At 60.2% G+C, this 16857-nt stretch carries 15 protein-coding genes and 1 pseudogene; 9 read left to right on the top strand and 7 right to left on the bottom strand.

Going from position 1 to position 16857, the window contains the following annotated elements; translation table 11 throughout:
- Positions 1–33 precede the first annotated feature (33 nt).
- Positions 34–1686 (top strand): hypothetical protein, encoded by a 1653-nt coding sequence (locus tag HGO92_RS12670; RefSeq protein ID WP_169995341.1) that lies wholly within the window; start codon positions 34–36, stop codon positions 1684–1686.
- Between the two features lie 302 nt (positions 1687–1988).
- On the opposite strand, the gene HGO92_RS12665 is transcribed toward HGO92_RS12670, so the two are convergent.
- The gene (locus tag HGO92_RS12665; RefSeq protein WP_169995339.1) at positions 1989–2351 is read right to left on the bottom strand and encodes a hypothetical protein; all 363 of its coding nucleotides are present in this window, start codon (positions 2349–2351) and stop codon (positions 1989–1991) included.
- A gap of 488 nt (positions 2352–2839) precedes the next feature.
- Here HGO92_RS12665 and HGO92_RS12660 point away from each other — a divergent pair, with 488 nt between their 5' ends.
- On the top strand, positions 2840–3085 hold the full coding sequence (locus HGO92_RS12660) for a hypothetical protein (RefSeq protein WP_169995336.1): 246 nt from the start codon (positions 2840–2842) through the stop codon (positions 3083–3085).
- A gap of 157 nt (positions 3086–3242) precedes the next feature.
- On the opposite strand, the gene HGO92_RS12655 is transcribed toward HGO92_RS12660, so the two are convergent.
- Complete coding sequence (locus HGO92_RS12655) at positions 3243–4199, bottom strand: GlxA family transcriptional regulator (RefSeq protein ID WP_169995334.1); 957 nt, start codon at positions 4197–4199, stop codon at positions 3243–3245.
- Between the two features lie 70 nt (positions 4200–4269).
- Between HGO92_RS12655 and HGO92_RS12650 the strand changes: the two genes are divergently transcribed.
- Complete coding sequence (locus HGO92_RS12650) at positions 4270–5220, top strand: NADP-dependent oxidoreductase (protein ID WP_169995332.1); 951 nt, start codon at positions 4270–4272, stop codon at positions 5218–5220.
- 741 nt (positions 5221–5961) lie between these two features.
- On the opposite strand, the gene HGO92_RS12645 is transcribed toward HGO92_RS12650, so the two are convergent.
- From HGO92_RS12645 to HGO92_RS12630, 4 genes are all read right to left on the bottom strand, one after another.
- Positions 5962–6429, bottom strand: a complete 468-nt coding sequence (locus tag HGO92_RS12645; RefSeq protein ID WP_169995330.1) for a VOC family protein — start codon at positions 6427–6429, stop codon at positions 5962–5964.
- Between the two features lie 22 nt (positions 6430–6451).
- Complete coding sequence (locus tag HGO92_RS12640; protein ID WP_169995328.1) at positions 6452–7222, bottom strand: SDR family NAD(P)-dependent oxidoreductase; 771 nt, start codon at positions 7220–7222, stop codon at positions 6452–6454.
- A 70-nt stretch (positions 7223–7292) separates the two neighbouring features.
- On the bottom strand, positions 7293–7577 hold the full coding sequence (locus tag HGO92_RS12635) for a YciI family protein (protein WP_169995326.1): 285 nt from the start codon (positions 7575–7577) through the stop codon (positions 7293–7295).
- A 10-nt stretch (positions 7578–7587) separates the two neighbouring features.
- Complete coding sequence (locus HGO92_RS12630; RefSeq protein WP_240974605.1) at positions 7588–8880, bottom strand: MFS transporter; 1293 nt, start codon at positions 8878–8880, stop codon at positions 7588–7590.
- 182 nt (positions 8881–9062) lie between these two features.
- On the opposite strand from HGO92_RS12630, the gene HGO92_RS12625 reads away from it, so the two are divergent.
- The 6 genes from HGO92_RS12625 (at position 9063) to HGO92_RS12600 (ending at position 15849) form a co-directional block, all read left to right on the top strand.
- A complete protein-coding gene (locus HGO92_RS12625; RefSeq protein WP_169995322.1) occupies positions 9063–10253 on the top strand; it encodes a mandelate racemase/muconate lactonizing enzyme family protein in 1191 nt (396 codons plus the stop codon).
- A gap of 67 nt (positions 10254–10320) precedes the next feature.
- Positions 10321–11052, top strand: a complete 732-nt coding sequence (locus tag HGO92_RS12620; RefSeq protein ID WP_277351898.1) for an SDR family NAD(P)-dependent oxidoreductase — start codon at positions 10321–10323, stop codon at positions 11050–11052.
- Between the two features lie 36 nt (positions 11053–11088).
- Positions 11089–13080, top strand: coding sequence for an alpha-ketoacid dehydrogenase subunit alpha/beta (locus tag HGO92_RS12615; RefSeq protein ID WP_169995318.1), 1992 nt, complete (start codon positions 11089–11091; stop codon positions 13078–13080).
- A 35-nt stretch (positions 13081–13115) separates the two neighbouring features.
- Positions 13116–14216, top strand: a complete 1101-nt coding sequence (locus HGO92_RS12610; protein WP_240974614.1) for a mandelate racemase/muconate lactonizing enzyme family protein — start codon at positions 13116–13118, stop codon at positions 14214–14216.
- Between the two features lie 21 nt (positions 14217–14237).
- Positions 14238–15047 carry an SDR family oxidoreductase gene (locus HGO92_RS12605; RefSeq protein WP_169995315.1) on the top strand — a complete coding sequence of 270 codons (810 nt, stop codon included), beginning with the start codon at positions 14238–14240 and terminating at the stop codon, positions 15045–15047.
- Positions 15048–15060: 13 nt separating this feature from the next.
- Positions 15061–15849, top strand: coding sequence for an IclR family transcriptional regulator (locus tag HGO92_RS12600; RefSeq protein WP_346768947.1), 789 nt, complete (start codon positions 15061–15063; stop codon positions 15847–15849).
- Between the two features lie 2 nt (positions 15850–15851).
- On the opposite strand, the pseudogene HGO92_RS23745 reads toward HGO92_RS12600, so the two are convergent.
- A pseudogene (locus HGO92_RS23745) lies at positions 15852–16731 on the bottom strand (IS481 family transposase); the annotation flags it as partial.
- Positions 16732–16857 lie beyond the last annotated feature (126 nt).

Genomic DNA, 16857 nt, shown 5'->3' with positions numbered 1-16857 from the left:
TTTAGGCAATGGCCTTAGTGAGGACTATATAGGATGAACGTCGCACAACAAAACACCCTCCAAGAGACGGTCGTCCTGAGGATGATCGAACTAATCGACGTCCGCTCGCCTTGGAATCGATCGCTCTGGCAGTTAGGAACAATTCAGTCAGTTCGCGAAGTCCTTGAGTGTGCACAAGCTACATGGAGTGGCGCCATCAACTCTTCTCACGCTCTCGAGTACGTTTCGGAGCGCTGTCGAAGCCAGGTGTCCGCGGATGTAGGAATCGGAGCTCAAGCCGTACGGGACCTCCTGGCGCAAAAGTTGGAGCTACTGGCGCCGCCAAAAAAGACACTTCCTAAATCTGCCGGAATCGTGCTGACTACAGAAATTGAAGAGCTCGCGCTAAGGGCCAGCCGTGATTATCTAAGCCGTTGGAATACTCACGTCGCTACTGCTGAGCTCACATCTGGAACTGTCGAACAGACAGCCAGGCTAGTACTGACGCACATGTTGGACGACGGATTTGATGGAAAACACCTACATGGTTTTCTCAAGGCTACTCTTGCGACCACGACCGCAAAGGCCCTTGAAACGGTCATTCTGCGCGGTCACGAAATGTGCCGCGAACCTGAAAATACCTATTCATTCGCAGTACCTATTCAATCCGGAAACCGTGCCCGTGAGGTAGCTAGCCTTCAAAACTTGCTTTTGGACATTGATGAGTTCCGTGAAGAAGCTTCTAAAATTCCCAATGCTGGCCCCAAAGCCAACGTCTTCCATAGGATTGTCTCGCAAGATTCAGCAGCAGTTATAGAACTCAGCTTTCAAGCGAGAGATCCACACGCGGCAACTTCAAAACTTCATGAGCGACTGATGAAGATCGAACAGCGGGCGACGGTGGGTCGTGGTGTCACCAGAGCGCTCGGGTTCAGTCCTATCGTCCTTGATCGCACAAACAAAAAACTTCGAGACTTCTATTTCGGGACCAAGCCCATGATCGTTCCTTCATTGGATCGGCACAGTCTCTACACTGACACTCTCGATGCTCAGCTAGATAACGCGTTGGGACTCTTATCTTCAGTGAGAGATCTTTCTTCAGTTGCATCGGTAGCTATGCTGTGGGCTGCTGTCGAAGGTCTGCTGGGTCACCCTGGGGCGGCTGGCATCGATGCTGCGGACGGATTGGCAGCTGTTGTTGCATGCAGTTTCCCTCGCGCTGAATTGGAGGATCTTCTTCGCAAGGAAATACGTCAGGAAATCTTAGACAGCGGTCTAAAACAATCTCTTGAAAAAGCCCAAGGGTCAGACAAGGCCCGCACGTTACTCGATAGTCTGAAGGAGCATGGCAGTAACATGTTCCTTCACCTCGAAGATAGAGCGTCCGCGGAGCGCGTTCTTCAAATCGATGCGGATCCAGCTGGGACCATTGCACGTATTGAAGGGTACTTCAAGGATGTCTTCCGACGTCTGTACTACCAGAGAAACTTTGTTATGCATGCCGCTAAATTTGACTCCGTCTCGCTCGCATCGGCGATTCGATCTGCGCCTAAGCTGGTAGCTGCAGGGGTCGACAGAGTGGTGCACGTGCACGCGCAATACGTCCGATTACCCGTCCCGCCGCTTGCATTAGCTTCCCGGGCGCGCAATGAGATTGCGATGCTTGGCCAAGACGGTGCTAGGGAGATCTTCCGTCTATTGAAATGAAAGACCCTCCATCTGTGCAGCTGCATTGGAAGACGCCGATAACGGCGCATCTGACAGTGGCCCCGCCCCGGCAGCTTCAACCCCTTCCAGCAGTGGCACCGCATCTCCGTCCCGCTGAAGGATAAAGGCCCGGCGCTGAATTGTTGTAGACAGGGGCATATCTTGCATGGTTCGGCAGCGTCGGAAATCCAAAGGGCCATCTTTGATGGATAGCAAATGGTCGCTTCTGTAATACTCCAGCAGTGATGAGACGACGTGAAGGCAAAGCTGGGTCTTGGGAAGAACTGCGGGAAGTATCCGCGTCAGTGGATATTGCGGTACCTCAGCAGGAAGTGTGGAATCTCTTCAAACCTGCCGAGAATGCTGTCCTTTTCGATCCCACCATGATTCGGAGCTTTCATGTCCCCGGAACCCCTATTGGAATTGGAGAAATACAGGGGTTCATATATCGGCGCGATGGCCGTGAACAGGTTCAGGCCATCGAAATAGTCGACGAAGTCCCAGGTGAGTACGCGATTACGCGGACCGTGGGAGGGGAAGACAACTCCGCACGGACCAGCTTTTTTCTCAGAAGTACGACGGTCGGCACCCGGCTGGAAATGCGCAGCAGCTTCACGCTCACCCGCCCTTACAGGTCCGCCTTGCGGCAAATCGAGGAGCAACACTGGCAGACCCTCAACTCCACCCTCCAGCGTGTCAAGCTAATCGCCGAAACGCGATGGCAGAGGCCCCCGCATACTGTTCCGGACCCATAAGCAACAAATTGCCGGAAACGCACCTCCACCGCTCCAACCCCTATCGATCGATATGCCGTGCGGCAGAAGGACCAGGCCCGGCCGGAGAAATCGTGTAAACGCCGATAACGGCGCATACGTCGGACGTCCGGCGAATCGTATTGACCGCGAATTCGACGCACTTGCAGACGCTCCCCGCGCCGTCGTCGTCCGGCATTGTCCAGTTGCCTGCAGTGGCGCGGTTCTTGCCGGATCTCGCCAGGCTCCCGAAGATTATTTTTGTGCCCGATTCACTTCGGAACCGGACTCGCCGCAGGCGATGTCGAGGTCGTAGCCGCAACAGGTCAAGCCAAAATCTCCGGCCTGCTCAGCGACCATTGGAACGCCACCCGCGCGTTCTTCATCTCCGATTCACCGAAATGGGACCGGAGGCCTCAAAGGCCGGCGTCGAAGCCGTCTGCTCCATCCTGGCCAGCGACGAGCTGGGCGACCTCGGCCTGGGTGCCATGAGCGACCAAGGAGCCGAACACGTCATCCACCTGGCCGGAGAGTACCTCGGCCTCGACACCGCAAAAGTCACCCCCTCAGACCTCTGCACGAACGACCACCTGGCCGAACTCCGGGGCAACGAAAAAATCGTTGCCCCGGCGACAGACAAAGGCTGAATACCAGGGAACGCACGCCAGTCATCTAAGTCCCTGACATCGAGATGTCCTAGCGCATCTTCGATTTATGACGCCGGCATGTCAGGCTGCCGCGGGCGCAGCGCCCTTACCGTCGATGGTGCGCGGAGCAGGCATCGAGGTCTTCGCGGCCAAGCGGTCAAGCGGAGCCGTGGAAGGTCTGGCGGTAGCCGGTGGGCGTCACGCCCATTGCGGCATGGAAGTGCTGGCGCAGGGACGCGCCGGTGGCGAATCCGACCTCTTCGGCGACCCGGTCGATCGGGAGGTCGCTGCTCTCCAGCAGCCGCTGCGCCTGGGCGACCCGCTGGCCGACGAGCCATTTGCCGGGACTGACCCCGACCTCGACAGTGAACCGGCGCGAGAACGTCCTCGGACTCATCCCCGCGACGCGCGCCAGCGTGCTGAGGTCGAGGGGATCGCGGAGGTGCCCCAGTGCCCAGTCTCTGGCGTGGGCCGTGCCGATGCTCCCGAGCTCCGGCAAGGGCCGCTCGATGTACTGCGCCTGGCCGCCGTCGCGGAACGGCGGGACGACGCAGCGGCGCGCGACCGTGTTGGCCACCTCGCTGCCGTGGTCCATGCGCACGACGTGGAGGCATGCGTCCACGCCGGAAGCCGCTCCCGCCGAAGTGAGGATCGGCCCGTCGTCGATGAAGAGGACCTCGGGGGCCAGTTCGACGTGCGGGAAGCGTCGGCGGAAGAGATCGGTGAGCTGCCAGTGCGTGGTCGCCCGGCGGTCGTCCAGCATCCCAGCAGCGGCCAGGATGAACGCGCCCGTGCAGATCGAGACGACGCGCGCCTGCGGGGCGATGCGCTTCAGCGCCGCGGCGACGTCCTCGGGCAGCTCCACGGGGATAGCTGGCGTCGAGATCGAACTGATCACCACGATGTCGGCGGTCTCCAGGAGTTCGGGGCCGTGCTCGACGCCGATGGTGAAGTCGGACGCACTGCGCACCGGCTCCCCGTCGACGCTGCACGTGGACACGTCGTACAGCCCCCCGACCGCCTCGAAGATCCGGCTGGGGATGCCGAGTTCGAAGGGATAGACCCCGTCGAGCGCGAGCACCGCGACGCGCTGCGGCTGTCTCCTCATTGTCATGGCATGATTCTATCGAAATGTGTCTTTCTTGCCATTTCGGCGACGTCGGCGAACCGGCATCGTGGTGATCATGAACCTGAAACCCACGATGCAAGCCGCCATTCAGAACTCGCTCGGAGGGCCCGAGGTCCTCGAGGTTGTCGACATCCCTCGCCCCGAGCCGCGGACCAACGAGGTCCTCGTGCGCGTGCACGCGGCGAGCCTCAACCCCACCGACTGGAAGCACCGCGCCAACGGAGGGTTCCTCGGCGACCCGCCGTTCGTCCTTGGATGGGATGTCTCGGGGTTAGTGGAGGCCGTCGGCGTCGGCGTCGCCCGCTTCCAGCCGGGCGACGAGGTGTTCGGAATGCTGTCCTACCCGTTCGGTCACGGCTCACACGCGGAGTACGTCGCAGCGCCCGCACGGGTCTTCACGAAGAAGCCCGCCGCGCTCGACCACGTCCAGGCAGCGGCCCTGCCGCTGGTCTCCCTGACGGCGTGGCAGGCGCTCATCGAGAACGCGGATCTGCAGCCCGGGCAGCGCGTGCTGGTCCACGCGGCCGGCGGCGGCGTGGGGCACATCGCCGTCCAGATCGCCAAGGCCCGCGGAGCGTACGTGATCGGCACCGCCAGCGCGGCCAAGCACGACTTCCTGCGCGGCCTGGGCATCGACGAAGCGATCGACTACCGCACCCAGGACTTCGCCGAGGTCGCGAAGGACGTCGACGCGGTCCTCGACACCATCGGCGGCGACACCTCCACGCGTTCCCTGCGCACCCTCCGCCCCGGCGGCATCGTCGTCTCGATCCTGCCCGTGGGCTCCTACGACTTCTACCGCGAAGCGGAGCGGCTGGGCGTCCGCGCCGTGCGGATGCTCGTCGACTCCTCCCGCGCTGACCTGGGCTCAATCGCCGAGCTGGCAGAGGCCGGTCAGCTCCGCGCCACGATCGCCGAGACCTTCCCCCTCGGCAGGATCGCCGACGCGCACCGACTCGGCGAGACCGGCCGGACCGCGGGCAAGATCGTCATCACGAGGGAGTAGCAGCAGGCGATCCACGTCCCTCAAGAAGAACCCCGTGGTCACGATCGACCACGGGGTTCTCTGCAGGGGCGTTTACCTCTTCCAGCAAAGCCACTTCGACATCCCGTGGCCCTTCCAGTCGCCGACGAGACGAGCGACCCAGCGGACGGACGGACAGGAAGAGCCCAAAGGCGGCCCCGGCGAGGCCCACGGATAGCGCCAGCCACTTGCCGATGCCGAGCCACACGCTGCCGTCCGCATCGAGGGCCTAGTGGAGGCCCGCGACGAGCACGAAGGCGGGCATCCAAAGGCCCGCGAGGACCGTCGCCACCGGCAGGAGGACGAGACACATCGCCCGGCAGCGACTGACCAGAGCTGACAGGCCTCCAGCTTCGCCATCTGATCCGCTAACCCGCAAGCGCTTATCCCGGAACAGAGACCCTTGAAGGTTGTGCAACATCGGCCTGACACCGATAACGGCGCATATGTGCTCTCGAATGCACAGTGAGGCGCGGAGTGTCGGCTACATACCTGCGAGACGATGTCGGGAACGGAAGCGCCCCGTCATCTAGGGCATTCATTGAGATTGACTGGAGTTATCAGTCGTTTTCAATGATTGGAGGTCGCCTTGCATATCACGATATGAAGGGTTCCAAAGCGACAGAAGCGCCGTTATTGGCACTCACGGCACCTAGTAGCCCGAAGTCGGTCAGACTGTGTGGCTACCAGAAAGTATTGCAGCGCCAGCAACCCCAAAGGGGGTCATTTCACCGGCTGTTGCAGCAGCTCTAAGACAACGCCGTCTGGGTCATGCAAGTACAAAGCGTAGCCTCCGTTGTTGATTCCGGCGGTGATGGGGACGGGCTCTGATATCAGGCGGCCACCCAGTTGTACTAGCCGCTCGGCAATTTGGTGGATTCCGTCAACGGCAAAGGCTAGGTGCATAGTGCCGGCATGGTTATGAGGGACCGCACCGGTCTCGCCCTTCGGCCGTTCATATTCGACCAGTTCGATGTGGTGTCCGCTGGGCGGCTGCCTTTCGCCCGGGAACCTCAGCTGGGCTATGTGCAGCAGTGCGTTGGGATAGCCGACGAGGGAACGGGTGTAGGCGTTGTCTTGGGTTTGGCGATGCCGCAATTCCAAGCCGAGTCCCTCGGTATAGAACTGAATGGATTTCTCTAGATTTGTAACCGTGATGCCCGTGTGAAAAATGGATGAAACGCTGCACATTTCTTGGGGTCCTCCTGATCTGTCAGTAAAGTTTTTCGATATGACCGTCCACAGACAGTGCCTGGCCTGTCACGCTCCCGGCCAAGGAGCTTGCGGTAAATAGAACCATGTTGGCCACGTCTTCTGCAGTGGACATCCGGCCCAGCGATGACACACGGTTCTGCTCCATATTGATCTCCGCTATTGGTTGGGCCAGCATTGCCGCCTTCGCCTCCATGACGGCACGCATGCGGGGACCGTCAATCGGCCCCGGACACACGGCGTTGACCCGGATACCGTCTTCTCCTAGCTCGGCGGCTACAGTCTTCGTGAATCCGATAACTGCCCATTTAGACGAAGCGTAGGCCGCCCTGCCAGGGAACGCATGCTGGCCAGCAGCGGAGGAGATATTGATGATCGATGGAGTTCCAGAACAACGGAGCATTTTCACAAAGTGCTTGACGTGCAGGAATTGACTGGTGAGGTTGACTTTCAGCGTCTCTTCCCAGTCTTCGAGATCAAGAGAATCAACCAGGCCGGTAGGGCCGGCTATGCCCGCATTATTGACTAACACGTCAAGACCCCCCAAGCTTTCCTCGATTTCGCTGCGTAGTTGGCGAACACTCTCTTCGTCCGAAGCGTCACTGACGTGGCCCCTAAGGCCGTGACCCGAGGCCACCGCGTTCAGTGTCTCGGCGTTTCGGCCCGTGATAGCGACTGCTGCTCCATGTGAACGGAACTTGATGGCGGTAGCCAGTCCTATTCCGCCTGTCCCGGCGGTGACTAAGACCTTTTTACCCCGGAAGTCCATCATGTGCTCCTAATCGCTTTGACGTGCTGGGATCGAGTCAGCAAATCGATCCCAGCAGTAGTGTTGTTCCGGTCTAGTCCCAAAGTGAATAAACGGTGGTCCATTCGCGGACCTCCACTTCATCAACTACCTGGTTTGCCAGGTAGGGATCCCCACCGAGCAGTTCAAGTGCGGTGGCCGCGGAATCGGCGCGGATCAATAACTGGCCGCCGGGGTCAGCATCATCGGTAAATGGACCGCAAGCCAGAATGATGCCCTGTTCGTAAAGGGTTTTGAGGAAGGTCCGGTGTTCGGCCCTGAAGGAAAGGCGCTTTTCCAAGTCTGCCCCGTAGGCATAGCGGACCGAATATAGGGCCATCTGGGTATCCCTACTTACTCAGTTCGGCACGCTTGGCCGCAGTTTCAGCTTCAGCTGCAGCCGTAGCTTCTCTGGCGACGTCCCCCGAATTCTTGAGGTTGATCAGGGGAACCGATAGCAGCCCAAGTACCAGCAGTCCGACAGCAAACCAGAGTCCGGAGAGCGGGTTTCCCGTGGCTTGTTCTGTGGCGCCCATGACGGAGGGACCGAAGAAACCGCCGGTGATTCCTATGGTGTTCATGAGCGCCAGCCCAGCGGCCAGCGTTATGCCAGACAGGCGGGTGCCGGTGACATTGAAGAGGATGGGTTGTACGACAAACCAAGCCAGTCCGGAGAGTCCGAATCCGATAAGGCCAACAACGGAACCGCCCAGAGCCCCGATCGCCAGTCCGGAAATCATGAGGATGAGCCCGCCGGTCAGCAGTTTGCGGGAACGCACCGGGTTCGACGCCAGTGGCGAGATGAAGATTGCCCCGACGGCCCCGAAGAACCACGGGATGCCCGCCAGAAGTCCGATGAGGACCGGTGATGCGACACCGTTGGCAGCGATCACGCTGGGAAGGAAATAGGTTACTGAATAGACTGCGATCTGATGTGCCAGGTAGATGTAGATGACAAGCATGATTGCTCGGTCTTTGAAAATTGCCCCGAAAGAATGGGTGCCGGAGTGGGCGGTTCCGTCGGCCTGTTCCTTTGCCAGTCGGGTTTCGATTTCCGCGGCCTCCGCGGCTGTGAGCCATTTGGCATCGCTTGGACGGTCCGGCAGTACCTTCCAGACGACGAATGCCAGGAGCACGGCGGGGAGAGCCTCTACGACGAACATCCACTGCCAGCCGTGGTATCCGCCGATTCCGTCCATCTGGAGCAAGAGCCCGCCGAGCGGGCCTCCCAGGACACTGGCCGCGCACGCTCCTACCAGGAAGTAGGCCATTGCCCTGGTCCGGACGTCACGTCCAAACCAGTAGGTGAGATACAGCAGCACTCCGGGGAACAGGCCGGCCTCGGCGGCGCCGAGCAGGATCCGCATGATGTAGAACTGGACGTCGTTCTGCACGAAGGCCATGCCGCCTGAAATGATGCCCCAGGTGATCATGATTCGGGTGATCCAGATTCTGGCTCCCACTTTGTGCATGATCAGGTTGCTAGGGATCTCCATGAGTGCATAGGCAACGAAAAAGAGACCCGCGCCGAGGCCATAGGCTGCAGCCGTAATCCCGAGATCAATTTCCAGGCGATCCTTGGCCATACCGATATTGGTCCGGTCCAGGAAAGAAATAATGTATGCGGCAATCAGTATTGGCATGAGCCGGGCAAAGATCCTGCGATCAGTCGCGGATAGCTTCGTTGCACCCGCGCCCTTGCGTGTAGTCGACGACATGTGGTTCTCCGATTTCGTAGGAGGAGCTGCCAGGAAGTTATTTCAGATAGTAAAATTTCATACGGCTATGTGAAACTTTCATGTAATCTACCTCATAACAAACGAAGTTGTCACTGCTTCGCCGAAATACTCTCGACACACAAGGGGACCCGTTTGAAATGACCGATTTACCTGTCACTGAGCGGCACATCGTGAAGGCCGACGCATGGATTTGCCCCCTGCCCCTGCCGTTTCCCCTTCACCTTGGACCCATCAGCTATAACACCCGGGACTATGTCGTCGTGCGCCTTGAGTCTAATGATGGCCTTATTGGTAGGGCCGTTGGGTATGGCCGCAACACGCCGCTGCTGCAGGCAGTGGCGGAAATGCTCCGGCAGCTGCCCGGACTGGGAGCTGATCCGATGACCGTGCACCACGAATACCGGCGCCGCTTCTCACCGGGCTGGGCGGCATTGGTGCGGGCCGCGTCGCTGGTTGACATAGCCCTGTGGGACATCAAAGCGGCGGCGCAATCAAAGCCGCTGGTTGACGCCCTTTCGCCGGCGGGAGGTTCGGAGGGCGCCGATGTGCCGCTGATGGCCGTTGCCGGATACTTCCCGGACCGCCGGCCCGAGGGGCAGATTCTGGACGAGGTCCGTCGGTATGTCGATGAAGGTTACAGGATCATCAAGTACATGGCCCAGGGAACGGATCCGGCTGAGGATGCCCGCGCTCTTCGGGCGGTCCGCGACGTGCTGCCGCCCGGCGTCGAGCTGGCCGTAGATTTCCATGGCGTGTTCACCGACGCTGGCAGCTATGCCGCGCATGCGCGACATCTTGAGGACCTCAATCTGTTGTTCGTGGAGGACCCGGTTCCCAGCTTTGAAATCCGTGAAGTGGCATCTGCGGCAGGCAGCGTGCCCTTGCCTTTGGCCGCAGGCGAGGACCTAATTACTCCGTCGAACTATGCCGATCTACTCAACGGTGGCGTCCAATACTTGCGAATTGACGCAACCACCGTAGGTGGATTCAGTGCCGCCGCGGCGGGACTGGCCGCCGCAGGCGAAGCCGGGCGGATGGTGCTGCCGCATGTCTGGCCTCACCTCCATGCACCCCTGGCCGGAACGTCCGATTCGGTCCGCGCATTGGAAATCATTCCTGAATACGTAGGTGCTGAACCTATAAGCCTGCTGCTGTCTGAGCCAATGCCGATCCGGCAGGGGGGATGGCACTCATCGACAAACCCGGGGCTCGACTTTCCACTCGACTGGGAAGCCGTCCAAAAGTACTCAACCGAACAGCTAAATTTCATCATTTGAAATATATTGATTCCATTTGAAATACCCCTTATGCTTTTTCATACCCTAGAGAACACGGAGTGCCGCTATGCAAGGAACGGTTTTGCTTACGGGAGCCGCAGGAGGTATTGGCCGCGCTACGGCCCATTTTCTGGCCCAGCGCGGACATGCAGTTGTCATAGCGGACCTTGATGTGGCGGCGTGCCGGTCGGTTGCATCCGAAATCCGCGCCGCCGGTGGTCAGAGCATCGCCGTAGGCCTCGATGTTTCGGACCCCGCCAGCGTGGACGCAGCTGTCGCCACGGCCCAGGATCTGGGCGAACTGAAGGGTCTGGTGAATTCGGCCGGAATCGTTCACCTGGGCGGGATCCGTGATGTCAGCCGAACTGATTGGGACCGGGTGATCGGCGTGAACCTGACCGGAACCTACAACCTCTGCAAGGCAGTGGAACCGGTGTTCACGCAGCACGGTGGGAGCATCGTGAATGTCGCTTCCACCGCTGGCCGAACGGCTTCTACATTCAGCTCTCCTGCCTACGTAGCATCCAAAGCCGGTGTCATAGGACTGACGATGAGTTTGGCCCACCAGCTCGCCCCCCAAGGTGTACGGGTCAACGCTGTTGCCCCGGGAATTATCGATACGCCCATGATCCAGGGTTATGGTCCCGAGCGGCACGAGAAGCTGCTTGCGGGCATTCCTCTGGGAAGGATGGGCTCTGCCGAAGAGGTAGCCCACACCATCGGCTTCCTGATCAGCGACGAGAGTTCCTACGTCACCGGTCAAACGATAGCCATCAACGGCGGCACCTTCATCAGCTGATCCTGTACCGGATCTGCATCACGTAAGGAAACACTTATGAGTACCCTGAATCTGTTCGACACGTACCGCCAGATGTTGACCATCCGCCAGCTCGAGGAGCGGGTGCAAAAGATCTCCTTAGAAGGCGAGGTCGCCGGATCGGTTCACTTGTGCCTAGGCCAGGAAGCCATACCCGTAGGGACAGCCGCCGCGTTGCGTCCCCAGGACCGAATTCTGTCCACCTACCGCGGCCATGGTTGGGCACTGGCAGCCGGAAGCGATCCTCTGGCCATCTTGGCCGAGATCGCGCAGCGCACCGGCGGAACCAATGGCGGACGGGCAGGATCGCCATTGCTCAGCGACCCGGCGAACGGATTTATCGGAGAAAATTCGATCGTCGGAGCGGGAATACCCATTGGGGCAGGCGTTGCCCTGGCAGCTAAGTCCCGCGGAGAGGACCGCGTGGTCATTTCCTCCATCGGTGATGGGGCCATGAACCAGGGAGGCACGACCGAGGGGATGATTTTCGCGGCCGCGAAAAATCTTCCGATCATCTTTATCTGTGAAAACAACGGCTGGGCGGAAATGACGACCAAGGACGCCACGACCCGCAACAAAGATCTCGCCTCACGCGGCGAAGGCCTGGGAATCCAGTCCCATGTGGTGGACGGAAATGACCCTGAAGCCGTACATGACGCGGTCGCTGCCGCCATCGAAGTCTGCACTCGGGGCGAAGGGCCGGTTCTGCTGGAGTGCAAAACGGCCCGGCTTAGCGGGCACTACAACCGGGACATCCAGCACTACCGGAGCAAGGAAGACCAGGCCTCTGCGACCGCAGCTGATCCTCTCCCCCGTCTCCGCCGCAAACTCATCGACGCAGGCACCACCGAGACTGAACTCGCGGCAGTTGAGGAGCAGGTCTCCCGGCTGATCGACGACATTACCGATCAGACACTGGCCATGCCCGGGCCTGACAAGCTGTCGGTTTATGAACATCTCTATGCCCCCAGCCCGGAACCAGTCGCCGTCCCGAAACAATTGCCCGAGACCGCCAGGGAAATGACCTACCAGCGTGCAATCAACCAGGCGCTGAGCACCGAGCTGGAAAACCGGCCGGAATTGCTGGTCTATGGGGAGGACGTCGGATTTGCGGGCGGAATCTTTGGCGTCAGCCGCGGACTGCAGAAAAAGTTCGGCGAAGAGCGGGTGTTTGACACGCCTATCGCCGAGTCCGCCATCCTGGGTTCAGCCGTGGGCGCCGCCATGGAAGGCATGCGCCCCGTTGTCGAAATCATGTGGGCGGACTTCGTCTTTGTCGCACTGGACCAGATCATCAATCAGGCTTCGAACGTGAGGTACATCAACCAGTCACGGCTCAGCGCTCCTTTGACCATCCGGATGCAGCAGGGTGCCACACCCGGATCCTGTGCACAGCATTCCCAGAGCATTGAGGCGATCCTCGCCCACATCCCGGGAATCAAGGTAGGACTCCCGGCCACGGCCCAGGATGCCTATGCCATGACCCGTGCCGCCATAGCGGATGAGGACCCCACTGTGCTCGTCGAGGCCCGTTCCCTTTACCAGGTCAAGGGCATGGTAGACACCGATGCACCGACACAGACCGCTGCTGGCGCCCGTTTCCACCGTCACGGTTCTGATTTGGCGATCATCACCTGGGGCGACATGGTCACGAAGGCGAACGCAGCCGCGGAGCAACTGGCAGCAGAAGGCATCGATACCACCGTTCTCGATTTGCGCTGGCTGCGGCCACTGGATGAATCCTCCATTGCCCGAGCCGTGGCCGAAGCCGGCGGCCATGTGCTCGTAGTCCACGAAGCGCACCGAACGGGCGGGTTCGGTGCGGAGGTGGCAGCAGGAATTACTGAACGCCATTTCGCCGAGCTCTCTGCGCCAGTCTCACGCATCGGCACGGCAGACGTACGGATACCCAGCGCGCCGGCCCTCCAAGACGCCGTCCTGCCCGGCACGGATTCAATTATCGCCGCCGCAAGGAACCTGCTCGGCGCAGCAAAAGTCGGCGCCCTGTGAAGATCGAAGACATACGCTCCCACGTCGCCGGGGGGATGCATTTCATCACCGTACACACGGACACAGGTCTCGTGGGACTTGGTCAATCCGCCTGCTGGGCCTATCCCTCCTCAGTTCACGCCATGATGGACCAGTTCCGCGATTATCTGCAGGGTGAGGACCCGCTGCGGATTGAAAGACACCACCAGCACCTGTACCGCATGGGACCGTTCCGCGGGGCAGTGCTCTCTGCAGCAGTCAGTGCAATCGACATTGCACTGTGGGACATTGCATCCCAGTTCCGTCAGGCCCCGGTCTTTGAGTTGCTGGGAGGAGCGTACCGAGACCAGGTCCGACTGTGCCGTCTGCTGCTGACACCGGAAACTCCGGACAGCATGCTCGATGCAGTGAAAGACGCGGCAGCGAGAGCCTACACGGCGGTGAAGTTTGATCCCTTCCTTCCCGGATATCACCGCAACAGCGCAGCAAGAACTCACCATGACTGTATTGAGCTCGTCAGTCAGGTCCGGTCCGCGGTCGGACCCGACATCGATATCCTCCTCGAACTGCATCGTAAGCTGACCCCGCTTGAGGCCATGCCCATCATCGAAAGCTTGGGACAATTCCGGCCACTCTTCGTTGAAGACGCCATTCAAATCGACAGCATCAGCACCCAGGCGGAACTCGCCCGGCGAACCCAGGTTCCCATGGCCAACGGCGAACGGCTGCACACCATCTGGGAGTTTGCCGAGTTGTTGGAGCAGGGAGGACCCCAGTATCTGCGTCCGGATCCAGGGCTCGCGGGAGGCTTCACCGGGTTGCGCAAGATCGCCGCATTGGGCGAAGCGCACCACTCCGCGATCGTCACACACAACTTTCTTGGCCCGGTCCTCACCGCAGCGTCAGTCCATTTCGATCTGGCCACGCCAAACGTCGTGCTGCAGGAATATGTCGAAACCGACGAGGACTCCAACATCCATCCCGCCCTCACGACCACCCTCGTGCGCGACGGCGGTTACATGCAGGCCCCCGAAGGCATCGGGCTGGGCGTCACCTTGGAACCGGAACTCCTGACCGAGGAAAGCTATCTTGGATTCTTTGGCAACTTCACGCACCCGAGGCTGCGGCCGGACGGTTCAAACGCCAATGTCGTCTAACAGATCAGAACTGGAAAAATCATGCGCACCTACGTCGTAACCGGAAGTGCCTCCGGCATCGGGGCTGCTACCGCCAAACTGCTCTCCGCTGGAGGACACAGCGTCATCGGCGTCGACCTGAACAACGCCGATGTCGTCGTTGACCTCTCGACCAAAGACGGCATTAACGCCATGGCACACACCGTCCGGTCAATGACCGGCGGAGCCATCGACGGAGTCATCGCGTCAGCCGGTGTCGGGGCCTCCACCCTCGGCCCGGAAGCCATTCTGAACATCAACTATGCCGGAGCAGTAGGAACCCTCGAAACGTTGCGTCCGCTGTTGGCAAACGGCACAAACCCGCGCGCCGTTGTCCTCTCCTCCATCGCCGCACTCTCGGCAAACCTGGACGAAATCGTTGACCGCTGCATGGACGGTGACCTGAACGCCGCTACAAGAGCCTGCGAAGGATCCCCGGCCCTCGCCTATGCCGGCGGCAAACGAGCGATCGCTAAGTGGATCCGTACCGCGGCGGTAACATCGGAGTGGGCGGGCGCCGGAATAGCACTCAACGCGGTAGGACCAGGCATGACAGCTTCCCCCATGACGTCTTACTACTTGGGAACACCGGATCAGATTACTGATGCCCTCCAACGGAACCCTCAGCCCCTCAAGGGCATTGGTAAGGTAGACGACATAGCCGCCCTCCTGGTCTGGCTAACCAGTGCCGAAAACGGGTTTGTTAACGGGCAGCTGATCTTCGCTGACGGTGGCCACGAAGCGGTCGTCACGGCTGGGGATGTCGGACGACGAGCGGACGGCAGCAATTTCGTAGGCCGCGGCACCGTCTAACGGCTCCGGGCAGGTGGGAAAAGTCATGTTGAAATCAAAAGAGGTCGCTGACAAGTCCGGCGGCACAACCATTCAGTCAGTTTCGCGCGCACTCAAGATGCTGCTGGCTGTCGCACAGTCCTCCAATGGGCTGCTTGCCAAGGAAGCCGCTGAACGATTCGGGCTGTCCGTACCAACCGCTTACCACCTGCTCAACACCATGGCCCGTGAAGGCATGCTTTTCAAAGACACGGCCAAAAAGTACCATCTGGGACCTGCGGCTGCGGTAATTGCCCAGAGTGTGGCCGCAACGGACGTGGTGCCGGAACATTTCAGTCTGGTATTGCGTGACCTCGCGCGTACCACGGGCGAGACAGCGTATCTTAGCGCTTGGAGCCACCAGCAAATCAGGGTACTCGAAACGATCGAGGGAGCACACGCTGTGCGGGTGGGAAACCTGGCAGTCGGTTATGCCGATCATCTGCATTCCCGTGCCAGCGGTAAGGTCTTGCTGGCGTTTGCTCCTGAGGACTTCCGTGCTGCTGTGCTGGACAGCCTGTCTTTCGACAGGCTCACTCCCAACACGATCACTTCCCGAAAGGCCTTCACGGAAGAGCTGCAGCGAGTTGCTGAAGAGGGGGTTGCGTACGACAACCAGGAATTTGCTTTAGGCGTTGACTGCATCGCGGCCCCCATTTGGGTTAGTGGATCCGTGATCGGCGCCTTTACTGTGTCCGTCCCTTCGCCACGGTTCGTGGAGACCAAGACGGAAGTCTTGGAAGCAGTTAAGGCTGCAGCGCTCAAGGCCGGCACTCTGGGATAGGTTCAATCCCCAGAGAGGTTGGGTACGCGGCTGGCGGGTGTCTGACCTTTGAAGAGGTGTGGGCCTCGTCAGTGATTGCAGTCATGGAGCCAGGCCGGGAACGCTGCAACACGCTCGGCTTCTGAAGCGTAAGGCTTCGTGTAGGCCCATACCTCGTGCATGGTGCGGTTGAAGCGTTCGACTTTGCCGTTGGTCTGGGGACGGTAGGGGCGGGTGTGCTTGTGCTTGATGTCGCTGCCGAGGGCGTCTTTGAAGACGTGGGAGCGGTAACAGGCACCGTTGTCGGTCAGGACACGCTTGATGGTGATGCCGCAGGATTCAAAGTAGGCGTTGGCGCGTTCCCAGAATCCTGCTGCGGTTTCCTTCTTCTCATCGGGCAGGACCTCGGTATAGGCCAGCCTGAAGTAGTTATCGATGGCGTTGGGCAGGAACATGTAGCAGGGCCGGCGTTGGCTTCGGTGCCGGTGATGTTGCGTTTTCCCGCTGCCCTGCCCAGGACCTGGTGCCCGCCGCCGTCGGGGATGCGTCCCTGCTTCTTGATATCGACATGGACCAGATCGCCGGGATGTTCGTGTTCGTAGCGGCGGACGGAGCGGCCGTTGGCCCGGTCCTGCTATTTGAGTCTCGCCAGCGCATAGCGCGAAAGCACGCGGTGGGCAGTGGAGGGTGGATTCCGAGGCAGTAGCCGATCCGGTCCGGACCCCAACGCAGGTTCACCCGGACGCTGATAATCCGGCGTTTCCGCTTCATAGGTACCCGGTTCGGTGACCGGTGCGGGCAGCTGGAACGGTCGGCCATGCCGGCTTCGTCATGGCAGCGGTAGCGGCTGGCCCAGCGGGCTGCGGTCGTCACGGCAACTTGGAACCTTTCCGCGGCACGTTTGTAAGCGGCCATGAAAAACTGCCCATAGGTGGCCACGGAATTACCCGCTGACGGCCACTGGGACTGCCCGCGTATGGCCACGAAAACTGCCCGGTAGTGGCCGCTGGTTTGCCCGCATTGTTCACT

This window comes from Crystallibacter degradans (assembly GCF_012952295.1).
Classification (GTDB): domain Bacteria; phylum Actinomycetota; class Actinomycetes; order Actinomycetales; family Micrococcaceae; genus Crystallibacter; species Crystallibacter degradans.
The sequence above is the reverse complement of the archived record's forward strand: the minus strand, read 5'-3'. Positions and strand labels throughout refer to the sequence as shown.